The sequence below is a fragment of the Arenibacter lacus genome, assembly GCF_008711145.1.
Taxonomy (GTDB): Bacteria; Bacteroidota; Bacteroidia; order Flavobacteriales; family Flavobacteriaceae; genus Arenibacter; species Arenibacter amylolyticus.
Window position 1 is genome coordinate 68,585 of record NZ_VVIN01000002.1, and the last position, 14,964, is coordinate 83,548.

Annotated in this window: 12 protein-coding genes; 3 read left to right on the forward strand and 9 right to left on the reverse strand. The window is 39.2% G+C overall.

Annotation, left to right across the window (positions count from 1 at the left end; all coding sequences use genetic code 11):
* Nucleotides 1–322 precede the first annotated feature (322 nt).
* On the forward strand, nt 323–922 hold the full coding sequence (locus F1E73_RS01355; protein WP_150450908.1) for a DUF6642 family protein: 600 nt from the start codon (nt 323–325) through the stop codon (nt 920–922).
* Nucleotides 923–1,839: 917 nt separating this feature from the next.
* Nucleotides 1,840–3,777 carry a CHRD domain-containing protein gene (locus F1E73_RS01360; RefSeq protein ID WP_150450909.1) on the forward strand — a complete coding sequence of 646 codons (1,938 nt, stop codon included), beginning with the start codon at nt 1,840–1,842 and terminating at the stop codon, nt 3,775–3,777.
* Nucleotides 3,778–3,893: 116 nt separating this feature from the next.
* Here F1E73_RS01360 and F1E73_RS01365 read toward each other — a convergent pair whose 3' ends face one another.
* The 3 genes from F1E73_RS01365 to F1E73_RS01375 form a co-directional block, all read right to left on the reverse strand.
* A complete protein-coding gene (locus F1E73_RS01365) occupies nt 3,894–4,232 on the reverse strand; it encodes a hypothetical protein (RefSeq protein ID WP_086476757.1) in 339 nt (112 codons plus the stop codon).
* 393 nt (nt 4,233–4,625) lie between these two features.
* Nucleotides 4,626–5,408, reverse strand: a complete 783-nt coding sequence (locus F1E73_RS01370; protein WP_086476758.1) for a hypothetical protein — start codon at nt 5,406–5,408, stop codon at nt 4,626–4,628.
* 249 nt (nt 5,409–5,657) lie between these two features.
* Entirely contained in the window at nt 5,658–6,737 is a 1,080-nt protein-coding gene (locus F1E73_RS01375) for a metallophosphoesterase (RefSeq protein ID WP_086476859.1), read from the reverse strand.
* Nucleotides 6,738–6,956: 219 nt separating this feature from the next.
* On the opposite strand from F1E73_RS01375, the gene recQ reads away from it, so the two are divergent.
* Nucleotides 6,957–9,080 carry a DNA helicase RecQ gene (recQ, locus tag F1E73_RS01380; RefSeq protein ID WP_150450968.1) on the forward strand — a complete coding sequence of 708 codons (2,124 nt, stop codon included), beginning with the start codon at nt 6,957–6,959 and terminating at the stop codon, nt 9,078–9,080.
* A 94-nt stretch (nt 9,081–9,174) separates the two neighbouring features.
* Here recQ and F1E73_RS01385 read toward each other — a convergent pair whose 3' ends face one another.
* The 6 genes from F1E73_RS01385 to moaA form a co-directional block, all read right to left on the reverse strand.
* A complete protein-coding gene (locus tag F1E73_RS01385) occupies nt 9,175–9,801 on the reverse strand; it encodes a nucleotidyltransferase family protein (RefSeq protein ID WP_150450910.1) in 627 nt (208 codons plus the stop codon).
* Nucleotides 9,801–10,811 (reverse strand): XdhC family protein, encoded by a 1,011-nt coding sequence (locus F1E73_RS01390; RefSeq protein WP_150450911.1) that lies wholly within the window; start codon nt 10,809–10,811, stop codon nt 9,801–9,803. The genes F1E73_RS01385 and F1E73_RS01390 overlap by 1 nt, the downstream gene beginning before the upstream one ends.
* A gap of 2 nt (nt 10,812–10,813) precedes the next feature.
* The gene (locus F1E73_RS01395) at nt 10,814–12,013 is read right to left on the reverse strand and encodes a molybdopterin molybdotransferase MoeA (protein WP_150450912.1); all 1,200 of its coding nucleotides are present in this window, start codon (nt 12,011–12,013) and stop codon (nt 10,814–10,816) included.
* 155 nt (nt 12,014–12,168) lie between these two features.
* Nucleotides 12,169–13,245 carry a HesA/MoeB/ThiF family protein gene (locus F1E73_RS01400; RefSeq protein ID WP_150450913.1) on the reverse strand — a complete coding sequence of 359 codons (1,077 nt, stop codon included), beginning with the start codon at nt 13,243–13,245 and terminating at the stop codon, nt 12,169–12,171.
* A gap of 97 nt (nt 13,246–13,342) precedes the next feature.
* Nucleotides 13,343–13,951 carry an NTP transferase domain-containing protein gene (locus F1E73_RS01405; protein WP_150450914.1) on the reverse strand — a complete coding sequence of 203 codons (609 nt, stop codon included), beginning with the start codon at nt 13,949–13,951 and terminating at the stop codon, nt 13,343–13,345.
* 18 nt (nt 13,952–13,969) lie between these two features.
* Complete coding sequence (gene moaA, locus F1E73_RS01410) at nt 13,970–14,953, reverse strand: GTP 3',8-cyclase MoaA (protein WP_150450915.1); 984 nt, start codon at nt 14,951–14,953, stop codon at nt 13,970–13,972.
* Nucleotides 14,954–14,964: the final 11 nt, after the last annotated feature.

A 14,964-nucleotide genomic window follows, 5' to 3' on the forward strand; every position in this document is an offset into this window, starting at 1 on the left:
AGGATCACTTATGCTAATATTTAGCTTTAGCCTTTATATTTTTTACTCAGCCTCGTTAATTCGTTTAAAGAATATAACCATTTACTAAAATTATGGCACTAGTAGCCAATGCTTGAAAACGGGCAAAGATTCAGCCAGACTTAATCTTTGAGGTTTACTTCCTATTTGACATAATAATAGATGCGTATCTAGAATGTGTTGATACAAAGGAGAGTGCTAAAAAAGGATACAGATGTTTTTCTTCTTTATATGAAAAACACAGAAAAGAATAGAAGAGTTACATTAATTTTGTATTTCGTATATTTTACATAAAATCAGAAACTTGTTAGAGAAAAGACAACAATTACCCCAAGAACAATTTACGAATGCAGAGTATTTCATTTATTGTTTAGAAGGGGTTCATGAAATAGAAACAGACAAGGTTACCGAAGCCCAAAAAAACTTGGAACAATTGGCCATGAAATATGGAATAGCTAGTATATATAAAACATGCGACACCATAGAAGGGCTGGAAGATAGCTTAAATGCACTAATTCTGGATGATCATAATTTTAAAGACTATGAAATAATCTACTTGGTTATAACAGGTGAATCAAATAGTATTTGTTTAAATGACTACTATTATAGTTTACAGGAAATTGCAGAAATTTTTGAAGGAAGGTTAAAAGGAAAGATTTTACATTTTTCAAATGCAAAAATTCTAGATTTAGACGAAGAGGAATCACAATATTTTTTAGATATCACAGGCGCAAAAGGTGTTTCTGGCTATGGAAATGAATTTAATGGAATAAGCAGCTCAAATCTTGATATAGCATTCTTTAACTTATTTAAAGAAGATGACAATATGTTGGATGTTGTAGAAGAATTGCATCAAAGACATTACAATATCTGCAAATTACTTGATTTTAGATTATATTATTAAACGTTTAAAGCGACTGATATATAAATAGAATATAAAAAGCTAACTATTATTTTGGCGCCCGCTAGAATGTTGTTTTAATGTACGAGCAGGATGTCGATCTTTGGATAATTGCTTTCTGAGGATAAATTTATCCTATTAATTGCCATCCAAATAATCTCATTCAAAATCCTAAATTTTATAGATCCTCCAAATTTTTGCCTTCCTGAGAATCGCGTATTTGAAAAATTATGGGCGTTGGTACGGAATAAGAGAATTATGAGCAGCGTCTTATTTAAGGATTTTTAAAGGATCTGAGGTGATGTTTCATGGAATTATAGCTAACACGTGTTAAATAAAATTATCCGGCGGATGATTTTATTTGACGGCGAGACGGCGTGCTGGCAAAAGAACATTCTAGTAAAACGGCTTTTACATACGCGATAAAAATTGATGACCCTGTGGGTGATTAATTTTTTCGGCGGGTTGATGCCGTTGGCCTAGTATACAAAATGTTTAATGGAAACGAACACTCTAGTAAAACGGCTATTACATAATGGCTGACGATATAATACGCTAGCGCGTAAGTTATATCTGCAATTATGTAAAATGCAAGCATACGCCGTTTTACACTATAAGCATATTTGTTCTATAATTTACATTATGTAAAATAGGATTGATTATTACCTTCTAGCTACATGGTCCGCCGCTTCATCTCGCCGCCCCTTAAAATTATCCACAGAATAATCTTAATGGATTGCGTATGTAAAATAGAAAATGAACAAAACAGCTAACTACCTTATTTCCAAGATTGGTAACCGCATCGTTTCGCCGACTCCAGTACACGTACATGATTTGCGTTAATAATTCTTTTTTCTCAACTAATCCGGGGAATTCATTAAGAGTAGCTTTACTTCATTAATTAACGTAAAACCCCAATTATGAGAAAGATTCTTTATTTATTTATGACAGCTACGGCAATTTTTGCCACAAGTTGTAGCAACGATGATGACGTTATCCCAGAGGATTTTAATGGTGATAACAAAGTATACCAATTAGAAGCCCGTTCTAATTCTTCTATCACCGGGACCGCAACTGTAGTTGAAAACTCAGATGGTACCGCTACTATTAACCTAAAGCTTAATGGTACTACTTCTGGTAGCCACCCAGCACATATCCATGCTAATTCTGCTGCGGAAGGCGGAGATATTATTGTAGATCTAAATCCAGTAGATGGAGCTACAGGAGAAAGTTCTACCACAGTTTCTACCAGGAAGGATGGTAGTAACATAACTTTTGCCCAGATTTTGGAACTAGACGCCTATATAAACGTGCATCAAAGCTCTAGCGATTTGGGTACACTTATCGCCCAAGGTGACATTGGTATTAACGAGCTTTCTGGTGAGTCCAAGGAATATGAAATAGACGGCGGGGATGATTCCGATATTGAAGGAACTGCTACCCTACGTAAGCGAGTCAGCGGAGCAGCTCTTTTAGAAATTAACCTGGAAGGTACTCCCGAAGGTGGTGAACATCCTGCGCATATTCACGTCAATTCTGCTGCTGAAGGTGGTGATATTGCTATCTCCCTTAGTTCCGTAAATGGTGACGATGGGAAAAGTTATACCCATATTGAAGCTTCAAATGATGGTACCGCGCTTACCTATGAGGATTTATTGGAGTTTGACGGTTATATAAACGTTCATTTATCTGCCGAAGAACTTGGGGTGATTGTAGCTCAAGGTGATATAGGTATTAACGAGCTTTCTGGTGAATCCAAGGAATACGATCTTAATAGCGTGGCATCACCTTCTATTAAAGGATCTGCCACCTTCTATAAGCGTGTTAGTGGTGCTACCCTTTTAGAGATTGAATTGGAAGGTACTCCTAATGCTGGTGAGCATCCTGCACATATCCATGTCAATACAGCCGCAGAAAGTGGCGATATTGCTATCTCCCTTAATTCCGTAAATGGTACAAACGGGAAAAGTTATACCCATATTGAAGCCTCAGATGACGGTACCGCGCTTACCTATGAGGACTTGTTGGAATTTGACGGCTATATTAACGTACACTTATCGGCCGAAGAACTTGGGGTGATTGTAGCTCAAGGTGATATAGGAATTAATGCACTAACCGGAGAGTCTAAGGAATATGCTCTTAACAGCGTAGCCCTTCCCTCTATTAATGGTACCGCTACTTTTCACCAACGCGTAAGCGGGGCTGCCCTTTTGGAGATCGCATTAGAAGGAACTCCCATAGAAGGGGTGCACCCTGCCCATATCCATGCCAATACGGCCGCCGAAGGTGGTGATATTGCCATCTCCCTAGCCTCTGTAATTGGAGAAACTGGGAAAAGCTGGACTCATATAGAGGCTTCCGATGACGGTACGGCCCTTACCTATGAAGAGTTGTTGGAGTACGACGGGTATATAAACGTACACTTATCGGCCGAAGAACTTGGGGTGATTGTAGCTCAAGGTGATATTGGTGCAAATGCTCTTACTGGGAATAAAAAATCCTACGACTTGGCAAGCGTAAGCAATACTGCTATTTCTGGGACCGCTACCTTTTATGAAAGGGTTAATAAGGAAACCTTGGTTACCTTGGAGTTAACTGGTACCACTACTGGTGCAGTTCACCCGGCGCATATCCATATGGGAAGTGTTGCCGATGCTCCAGGAGCAATTATGGTTACCTTAAACTCTGTTGTAGGAGAAACAGGAGTGAGCCATACAAATGTAACCCAACTTAATGGAGGTGATGCTTTGGATTACGAAGCAATGTTAGCCATAGATGGGTATATAAATGTGCACTTAAGTACCGACGATCTGGGAACTATAATAGCCCAAGGAAATGTGGGTGTAAATGTAGAATAAGTCCCCTCCCTCCCATTAATTAATGAGCCTTGAGTCCAGTTGGATTCAAGGCTCACTTTTTTTATAACTAATCAATACTCGTTACTATGAAGAACTTGGTTATCCCTGTACCCCTCTTAATACCTTAATTGCTTGGTGTAATCGTCAAACAGTTTTTTAAGCTCCATAAAAGAATAGATCTGTTCCTTTGTTTTATGAATTTGTTGAATTTTTAATGCTTTTTTCTTTTGCAAATTAGCCAATAACTCAGCATTCCCTTTTTTTAAATTACTCAAACTGGTTCTTATAGTCTCCAGTTTAGTAAATAGGCTATACGTATTTGGTTCATATATATAAGAGGAAAACTGCCTTTCCATTTCCTGTAAGGCCTTATAGTTCTTTTCCAGTTTTTTAATACAGTAGTTTTTTGTGTATCTAGTGGATAGGTTTATGTAGGTAGCCTGCGTCGTTTTCATAGGGAAGAATATTGAAGTTAAACATGATTCATATTCATAAGGATAAACCATTACAAATGCTATATAATATACGATAAAAATTTCATTACCATGAGTTCACACCGCCTTTTAACATTCATTTTGAAAATTCACAATTACAAACATTGTCACCATTAACCCCCTAAAAATTAACCATTCAATTCTAAAAACCGTGATTTTTGTCACTCACCCCCTATTTTTTATCCCATTTTGGTATTTAATATGATTTTTAAGAATTGAGGCAATTACACAAAATCCCATGTTTTTGGTACCCTCTTCCCTTGCTATGCTTAGTGGGCATAGAGAGAATTTTGGTTAAATAAATAAAAAAACCCGAGGCAATGCTCGGGTTATAAATTCGCTTACATTTTGAATTTACCAGCTTACATCCTTGGTATCTCCATTGGGGAAAATAATGGTGCCTGCTTGGTCACATTCTCCCGTTCCAAAGTCTAAAGAAGCTTTCAATCCGTGTACCTCCAAGGCAACTACACCACTTATAATGTAGGGGCAGTGCAATTTCCCTCCTAACGGGGAAGTAACCTCAAATTGATAAGTAATGTCTTTATGCATAATGTCCCATGCTCCCACACAGGTAAAATCTGGCTCCTCTGTGTTAAAATTATCCATATGCCAGGTAAATATCTTACTTCCTTTATGTGTAGTAACCACTTCGTCTTGGTCTACAAAGGCCATATCGGTATCTATAGTGATAGTAGGTTTTCTAGGTTCAGAAAAATCAAATACCATACTTTTGGTACCTTCCAATACATAATTATTATAGGTAAAGGCCTTAAAGCTAATGGCGAAACGCCCCGTAGTTCCTTCCTCATCACCTTCCATGGCGGTGAGTATTATACTGCCATTAAGGGTCTTGCCGTCAATAACACATTGATCGTAGACTACAGAAATGTTGTTTTCGGTAAAAGTAATACTAACACATTCGGAACTGGTTTTATTAGTAGACCCAGATTTGTTGTTAATCAATAGTTGGGCAAGCATTTCATCTAACCCTTCGGTAGTTTCATTTACTTTCATTTGAGCCTGTACCTCCTGGGAAGATAGACTTTCATTATTTGGGTCGTTCATAGCATCTTTGCTACAACCAATAAATAAGAGTATCCCTAATCCCAGAAGTAAACTAGAATATTTTTTCATTGCTTTTTGGTTTTATACTTCTTTAAACGTGTGAAAATAAAATGAATTATAAATCTTCTGTCAAAAACTAAAGATATTCGACCTAATGCGTTATTTTGTCCGATTATACCTGCAAAACAATTCGCTATACTTGGTTCTTTTGTAGGCATCCCTGGTACAAATAGAGTAATTCCTACTTGGGTTTACGGAGTGCCAGTTATCCCCTAGCCTACGCTCCATTTATTCAATAAAAGTGACGGGCTATAAATGTTAGTCGAGTTGAATTTCAAAATTATTATAAGCCTCTTTACTATATGACAGCTTTTGGGTGCTGGGCGACAGGGCAAAATGCGGAGAAAAGGTGCGCATAATCACTGTTTTTCCATCGGGCAAAAATTCCATAATTCGCAGCCATCCATCTCCGCCGTTCCCATGCCATCCTCCGCCCATCGCTTGGGCATTAAAGGTAATCTGATTCACCTTTTTTCCAGCTGCATTCCTATCCAACCTGTAGGCGGTATGAGCCTTAAAATCATCCACCGCTCCAATATGTCCAGAAAAAACCATTTGCACATTCTTGGAAGGTGCTACCAATTTTTTCCAAATAGCTTTTCCATAATTTCCATCCTGTATAGGATAGTTTTCTTTTTCTATATGTTGGTGTTCTGCATTTAAATAGGAATGGGTTAATACCACTGCAGTATGCTCTTGAAAGCGATCTTGTGCAAGCACTTCCTTAGCCCATCCCAAGATGGTATCACGAGGGGCAAATTCTAAGTTCAAAAACAAAAATTTACGATTGTGTGGAGAAACAAACTCGTAGGCAGCATTCTCCACGGAAGGCATTTCATCCTTGTTTTTGCCAACCACCCTTAGGGCTTTCTCATTTAATAAATTTCTATGGGCTGGGAAATATTTGTTATAGTTAGTATTTCTATTTTCCACATTTTTATATCCGTAATCGTGATTTCCAGCAGCTAAAATATAAGGAACTCTCCCATCTAGGTTTTCAAAGGCTCGGGATATCGCCCGCCATTGGTCCCTACTTGGAAGGTTCCCATTTTTTCCATCGGGAACCAGTAATTCATTTTGCTCTACAAGGTCGCCCGTACACAAGACCATTTTAATATTTAGTTCATCAATATTTTCACTTATCCACCCAGTCATGCTCTCCAAAATTCCATGGTTTCTTTTAAATTTCACATACGTTTGGGTATCTGGAAGTAAAATAATGGACCAGGAGTCTGGATGTGACAATTTTGGAGGAGCGTAGGATTCTTGCCCTAGGGCAGATTGAAAAACAAAGAGTATTGCCAAAAACAGCAGGGAACCGGAGTGAATTAACTTCATTATTTTCATCGATTAAGTGAGGATTATTATAAAAGTATCTAAACATACAATTTTTTGCAATTACAACATTCCTAACACAGCGGAAGCTTGTTCCCAACCAACCCTTTGTAAATGATAATGGGGTAGCAACTCCTATAAATTAAATCCCCTCTTTTATTAGGGCTATAAGCTTATATAATTTATATTTTTGTCCACTTGTCCATTTCTAAACTTTATATGATGTCTATTACCCCATCCAAGGACGTTTTGCATTCCCATTTAAAAAAATATTTTGGTTTCGACCATTTTAGAAGCCAGCAAGAAGCCATAATAACCACTCTTTTGGAAAAGCGTGATTGCTTGGTGATTATGCCAACAGGTGGGGGTAAATCCATCTGTTTCCAATTGCCTTCCTTGTTATTTGAAGGTGCTACTTTAGTAATTTCACCTTTAATAGCACTTATGAAAGACCAGGTAGATGGATTGCGTGCCAATGGTATTCCTGCCGCCTTTTTCAATAGTAGCCAATCTGCCGAAGAGCAGCAGAAAATTTTAGATCAGGTAGCTAAAAAAGAATTGAAATTGCTGTATGTGGCTCCAGAAAGTTTAGCCGGACTCTCCCCTGTTCTTAATCAGTCCTATATCAGTGCCATTGCAGTAGATGAAGCACACTGTATTTCTTCTTGGGGACACGATTTTAGACCGTCTTACCAACAGTTGGGTTTTTTAAAGAAGAGCTTGCCAGAAACCCCGATTATAGCGCTGACTGCTACGGCAGACAAGGCAACTCGACAAGATATTTTGGAACAACTTAGTATTCCAGAGGCCCAACAATTCCTTTCTTCCTTCGACCGAAAAAATATATCCCTAGAGGTACGGGCAGCACACGATAGGGTGTCTAATATATTGCGTTTTATACAAAGGCGTCCTAACCAATCTGGGATTATCTATTGTTTAAGCAGAAAATCGACAGAAAACTTAGTTGCTAAATTGAAGAATAGTGGCATAAAGGCCAGTGCTTATCACGCGGGACTCGATTTTGATAGTAGAAACAAGGTGCAGGAAGACTTTATTTTTGATAAGGTACAGGTGGTATGTGCTACCATAGCCTTTGGGATGGGAATAGACAAATCTAATGTGAGATGGGTAATACACTATAATATGCCTAAAAATATTGAAGGCTATTACCAGGAAATTGGTAGGTCTGGGAGGGACGGATTACCGGCGCACGCCCTACTTTTCCATAGCTATGCCGACGTGATACAGCTTCGAAAATTTGCCGAAGGGGCCAGCAATGAAGAGGTTCAGATAGCGAAGTTAGAACGAATGAAACAGTTTTCGGAAGCACCTACCTGTAGAAGAAAAATTTTGCTAAGCTACTTTGGTGAATTTTTACAAGAAGATTGTGGCAATTGTGATGTCTGTGAAAATCCACCTCAGTTCTTTGACGGTACTATTCTGGGCCAAAAAATATTATCTACCATTGCACGCTTAAAACAATCAGAGCCTACGGGTACTGTCATTGACGTATTGCGGGGAGCACAAAATGCAGCCATCTTGGACAAGAATTATCATCTACTAAGCACTTTTGGAATTGGTAAGGATATTTCATGGAACCATTGGCAGCATTATATTATTCAAGTGATTAATCAGGGATTTGCCGAAATAGCCTTTCATCAAAACAATGCGCTGCGACTAACTTCTTTCTCCAAGCCTATATTATTTGGTAAGGCTAAATTACAACTTAGCAAACCCATGGAGAAAGAAGCTAGAACAGTAATTGATAGAACCAAAAAAGCTAAACCAATTGGGGAGAACTCCTTGTTTGAGCGTTTGCGAAAATTGAGGTTTCAAATTTCCTTGGAGGAAAATATTCCAGCCTACCTGGTATTTAACGATGCTACTTTAAAGGAAATGGAGGCAGAACGCCCTAGCTCGGAAGAAGAGTTTAAACAGATTAATGGGGTGGGCCAACGAAAACTGGAAGTGTATGGGGATCTCTTTCTTCAGGAAATAAGGGATTTCCAAGCTGAGAAGACCAAAAAGAAGCAGCGTAAATCCAATACCGTGAACGAGACTTTTGAGTTGTATAAACAAGGGAAAAGTATCGCAGAAATTTCAAAAATCAGAAAATTGAAGTCGACCACTATATTTTCTCACCTTGCAAAATTATATACCGATGGGAAGGAGGTAGACATCTACCAGTTTGTGGATAAGGAGGAAGTAAAAAAAGTGGCCAAGGCAAAAAAAGATTTGGAAAGTCCGGATGCCTTAAAGCCTTATTATGAATATTTTGAGGAGAAAATGGAGTATTCCACCATCCGATTGGCTCTAAGCGTAATAGAGAAGGAAAAGTTAGGATAATGGCCACAATGAACTCCCCTGATTAAGGTGATTACAATTAGCAATTAACAGAAATCGGTCAACGCTAATCAGGGAAGTTCATACACAATACTAACTACTTAATACGTTGTACTATATACTCTTTCCCCCCCATCCTTAGATATTCCTCATAGGTGTCCACATCGGCAGTCTTCCCCTTGGGGTCTAGGCTTAGGAGTTTGTTTTTATTAAGTCTAATAATGTCCTTTGCCCCATGTTCGGAATTTAATTGTTGTAGTTCTAGAAAATGTGAGGCTCCAAAAATGGCAGGAACGCCATTTCCCTGTTTGTATTTGGTAGCTATTATACTAAAGTCCGAATAATAAAATTCGGTAATCATTTGGTTTAGATAGGACGCATCAATCAATGGTTGGTCTGCTAACATCACTAAAACTCCATCATAATCCTCCGATTGTGTCAAAATAGCTTTGGTGGCATGCGCTATGGAACTGCCCAATCCAGATTCCCAGTCCTTATTATAAATAAGGTCTTTTTCCTTTAGTTCGATGCTGTTTTTAATGACATCGGCATACGCGCCCAACACTACAAACACCTCGCATGCTTCGGAAGCTTTGGCATTTTTAATGGCGTTTCCTATTAAGGTAGTCGTCCCCCAAGGCAAGAGCTGTTTTGTCCTTCCCATACGGGAGGATGCCCCGGCAGCCATAATCATTATAGCAATTTTGGATTTATCCTGTTCCATTAGTCGTGAATCCCTGTTTTTTTATTCTTTAAAGGAATCGGATCTTGTTTTCTTTTCACCGACAATATTTCGGCGATTATAGCAACTGCTATTTCTTGGGGTGTTTCTGCCCCTAAATTGAGTCCGGCCGGACCGTGGATACTATCCAAAAACTCATAAGAAAGTTCGGGACTGCGCTCCAATAATTCGTTAAAAAGCTTCTCCCTACGGCTATGTGGTCCTAAAAGGCCAAGATATATGGGTTGCGCCTCTTTTAAGGTCATAAGATAGTTTAGGTCCTTGGAGTAGCTATGGTTCATTAAAACAATTGCGGTGCGGTCATCAATACTATGGATGGGAAATTGTTCGGGGACTATTCCTAAAAATTCATGAGCACCCTTAAAGTCCAGAATATTCTTTTCTTCAGCGGGAGGAGCAACTATAGTGACTTCCCAACCAATTTGAGAGGCCAAGGCATTTAGCTGCACGGCATCGTGCTCTGCACCAATAATAAAAAGCTTAAAACAGGGTTCCATTTCCTGTTTAAATAATTCCAATCCCTCCCCTGGTTCAAAATTAGGATGCATTGGCAGCACCGTATCCCCAAAATCTATCGTAGAGCCAAACTGCTTATTGGAAGCTTCCTTCTTCTCAAAATAGGAGGTTACCTTAATTCCTCGACGTTGTTTTAGGATTCCTGTAAAGGCTTCTAAATATTTTAGGTCAGGGCGAAAAGGTTCCAATAAAATATAAAGAACCCCTTCACATCCCAGTCGATATCGACCATCATACGTCATAATTTTGGCCGTATGATCGTTAAACACCGATTGTGCCTGTCTTACCACCTCCTTTTCTACACACCCACCACTAACAGCCCCTACCATATGGCCATCTTGTAGAATTAACATTCTAACCCCTGGTCTGCGGTAAGAAGAACCGTCTAAGGCCACTACCGTTGCCAATACGCACTCTTGCCCCTTTAAAGTGGCTTGCTGATACTCCTTAATAATATTTTTGAGTTCGTGTGTCATAATCACCAAAGTTGTTTTATTGGGACAAACAAAACTGGTGTTCCAGCTTTGTAAACTTCCTGCTCTGGATCTAAAATAATAAAACCATCCGTAAGCGCTAAACTTGTGAGGTCTCCAGAGCCATTCTCCCTAACCTCGGAAGCCAATAGTTGTCCGTCTATACAATTTACTTTCACCCTTAATAGGAGAGTTAAATCGCCCTTTAAAGGTATATCCTCTTCCAAAACCACAGTGAATATTTGATTGGGAAGGCCTAAAGAACTTCTTAACCAGTCCTTAAAATACACCTGATAATTGGCAAAGGTAGATGCCGGATTCCCAGGAAAAGAAAACACCAACGTTTCCTTTTTAGGCTGTAACCCAAACCAAAAGGGCTTTCCTGGTCTTTGCAGCACCCTATGGAACACTTTTTCTACTCCCAACTCCGCTAACACTTCTGGAATATAATCGTACTTACCCCTAGACACCCCACCACTAAGCAGTACCACATCAAAATTATTTAGGACAATGTTGAGCTCCTTCCTAATTATATCTTTATCATCCCTAAGGTGAAATTCACCCGGAACAATGCCCTCCTGCGACAAGGCGCCATAAAGGGTATGTATATTGGACTTCCGTATTTGATATGGCAAGGGCTGCTCCCCTACCTCTACCAATTCGTTCCCAGTAGATATAATCGCAGTTTTAGGAAGCTTTTTCACCACAACGGTAGATTTCCCCACAGAGGCCAAAACTCCTATCTCCGAAGCGGAAATCTTGGTGTTTTTTTGCAACACTGTCTCACCCATTTTTCGATCGCTGCCTTGTCTGTGGATATCCTGGCCTTTAGTTGGATTTTTAATTAAGGATGCCCAACCGTTTTCAATAACCAAATGCTCATACATTACTACGGTGTCGGCATTATCCGGAACAACGGCACCAGTCATAATTTCTATTGCCTGCTCCTCGTTGCTCAATAACTTTGGTGCCACGCCCGCTGGAAGTATTCCTTCTAATTTAAAGGTGGTCTGCCCACTAGCAATAGCTTCGTAATTTATGGCAATGCCGTCCTTGGTTGCCCGGTTAAATGGTGGGAAATCCCTATCGGCAGTAATTTCTTGGGCAAGAACCCTTCCCATGGCGTTTTTTAGTGGGATTTCCTCTGTTCCATAATCTTGTGTATGATCTAGTACTTTTTTGAGGGCTTCTTTAAATGAAATCATAGTTGCAATTTACTCACTAAATGAATTTTGATTGTTCTACACCTGCCCGTCCTATCAGGGCGGCGGATTGAATATTATCACTAACTCCTACCTAATACCTCCTGGGTATGCCCTTAGAGAATTCACAGCTTCTTATCCAAGGCTTTACCCCCATATTATTCCTGATGCATCCATATTTTATTCATTCCCCCTTCTACATTATAGAAGGAAAGATTTTCATATTTTTTATCTAGGAGTTTCAAGGCAATTCTACTTCTTTTCCCTGATTGACAGACCAGGTAAATGGGTGTATCAGGATCCATACCCAATGGAACCTCCAACAGTTCATCCAAGGGAATGTTTATCGCCCTGACTACAGCCTGTTTATCATTCTTAAACTCCTCCTTTGTCCTTACATCTATAAGTTGAATTTTGCTGTTGGCTTCCATCAATTTCAAAAAGGCTTCACTACTTATGGTGGGAATAGCATCGCAACTATCCTTTCCGTAGCTTGATTTTAATTCGGTGATGTTGATGTTTTCCGGATTTGCTTTAAATTTTACAGTTTGAAAGCTATGCATCAACCCATTGAACAATAGCAGCTTACCTGCCATAACCTCACCTATCTGTGTAACTATCTTGACGGCTTCCAAGGCTTGGAGCGACCCGATAATTCCTGGAATAACCCCAAGCACCCCATTTACATTACAGTTAGGGATTTCATTTGGGGACGGCATATTGGGAAACAAACATCTATAAGTAGGTCCGCCCAGATAGTTGTATACGCTAAGCTGTCCCTCAAAACCCTGAATAGCGCCAGAGACAAAGGGTTTTTTAAGAATAACACAGGCATCATTTACCAAATATCTTGTAGCGAAATTATCCGATCCGTCTATTACAAGGTCAAAGCATGAAATAATTTTCAAAGCATTGTCCCTGTTTAGAAAAGTATCAAACGATATAAAATGGGTTGCAGAATTCTGGGATTTTAAATGGGCTACCAATGTTGGCAATTTAGACTTCCCTACATCTGCTTCTGTATACAGTACTTGTCGCTGTAGATTGGTAAGTTCTATGACATCCTCTTCAATAATACCTAGGGTTCCCACTCCCATGGCATTGAGGTAAGACAGAACCGGAGTTCCCAGTCCGCCAGCCCCAATGACCAAAATACGGGCATCTTTTAATTTTTGTTGCGCTTGGGGACCAAAATCCGCTAAATTGGTCTGCCTTAGATATCTGTTGAATTCCATTTATAGCAATACTTGTGGTGTTTTAATGGGCGAAATGGGAAGGAGAATAGCATAGTTACTGCTCAATTTTCATTCTTTTTCCCATTATCCGAATTGATTATTTATCGGTTGGAATCTGTGATAATTTTGTCATTACTTTTTCGTAATCATCCTTGTAATTGGCATTTAATAACACCTCCTCATTTTCAGGGTATAGCAAAAGGATGTCCTCGTTGATTAAAAATTTACGCGGACAAGATCCATTCCCAGCGTTTAAGTAGGTTATGGATTTTTCTAATCCTGCAGGTTCCCAAATGGCGCAAAGTGGTTCGGGCAAACCGCTATCTCTGGTAGCAAAAGCAGTAGCCAGTTTATTGGAATCTCTTTCTTGGATTAAGTATTTCAATGCATTTTGGTCCATTAATGGCAAGTCGCAGGCCAAGACCAACCAACTTGCCGTAGGATCCATATGATGAGCACTTAGGAGCCCATTATAAGGCCCCTTGTATTCATCTCTATCTACAATTAGTTTATATTCTTCAGAGAATTCGGGTACTTGTTCCTCCCTAACACTCATATAAGTAGAAGTACACAGTGGTTTTAGTAAGTTGTAGAGATATTCGCGTTGTGGCATCCCATGATAATCTATCATACCCTTATCCACACCCATTCTAGTACTTTTACCTCCGGAAAGTACAAGTCCGTAAATTTTATCGACTTTTAACATAGTATTCTTATTCAATAATTACCCCCCAATGGAGGTCATGGAATTTTGGAATATTCCAGTGTATCTTTCCTGTTCTTCAAAGCCCGTCTTAGACCTGCTTCCAATAGCCTTTAGGATGTGTTCTTTAATTTTCTCCTCCACATTGTCGCCTCTCATTATATCCCTTAAATTAAGTCGAGGTTTTCCGTAAAGACAGGTAATTACATCCCCGGTAGCTGATATCCTTAGTCGGTTACAACTCCCACAGAAAGTTCTAGAAAAAGAAGGAATGAGTCCGAAGGTGCTTTTATGCCCTTTAATTTGATAATTGATGGAGGTAGAAGTTTTTGGCGATTCCAATTTAGTGATCTCAGGAAATTCCGTTTCTATATGGGCCAGTATTTTTTTATAATCCCATGCAATGGTATTAAAGGATTTACTCCCCCCGTTAAAAGGCATTTCTTCCAAAAATCGAACGGATACCGGATAATGCCGCATCAAATTTAACATTGGAATAATATCTTGTGTATTCTGTCCCTCAAGCGCTATAAAATTGATGCGTACGTTAAAACCCTCGGCAATTAACCGGGTAAGGTTATTATAAACCGTATCATATTGATTTCTACGCGTAACCTTTTCAAAAGTATCCTTATCTATAGCATCTAGGCTAACGTTTACATTAAGAATACCCAGGGATTTTAGCTCTTCAATATAAGGCCCAATCAAAGTGGCATTGGTGGTGATAGAGATATCGTTTAGCCCCTTTAATTGTGAAAGCTTACGCAACAGCACCATTAAATCTTTCCGTACAAATGGCTCCCCTCCCGTAATTCGAATTTTATCTATGCCCTGAGCTACCATAATTTCACATAATTGGCATAATTCCGCAATGGTGAAAAGGTGATCTTTCTGGGCAAAATTTATTCCTTCGGAAGGCATACAATAATTACAACGCAAGTTACAACGGTCTGTAACTGCCAGCCGTAAATAATTGATTTTCCTATTATGATTATCTATTAACATGTATTTGCTTT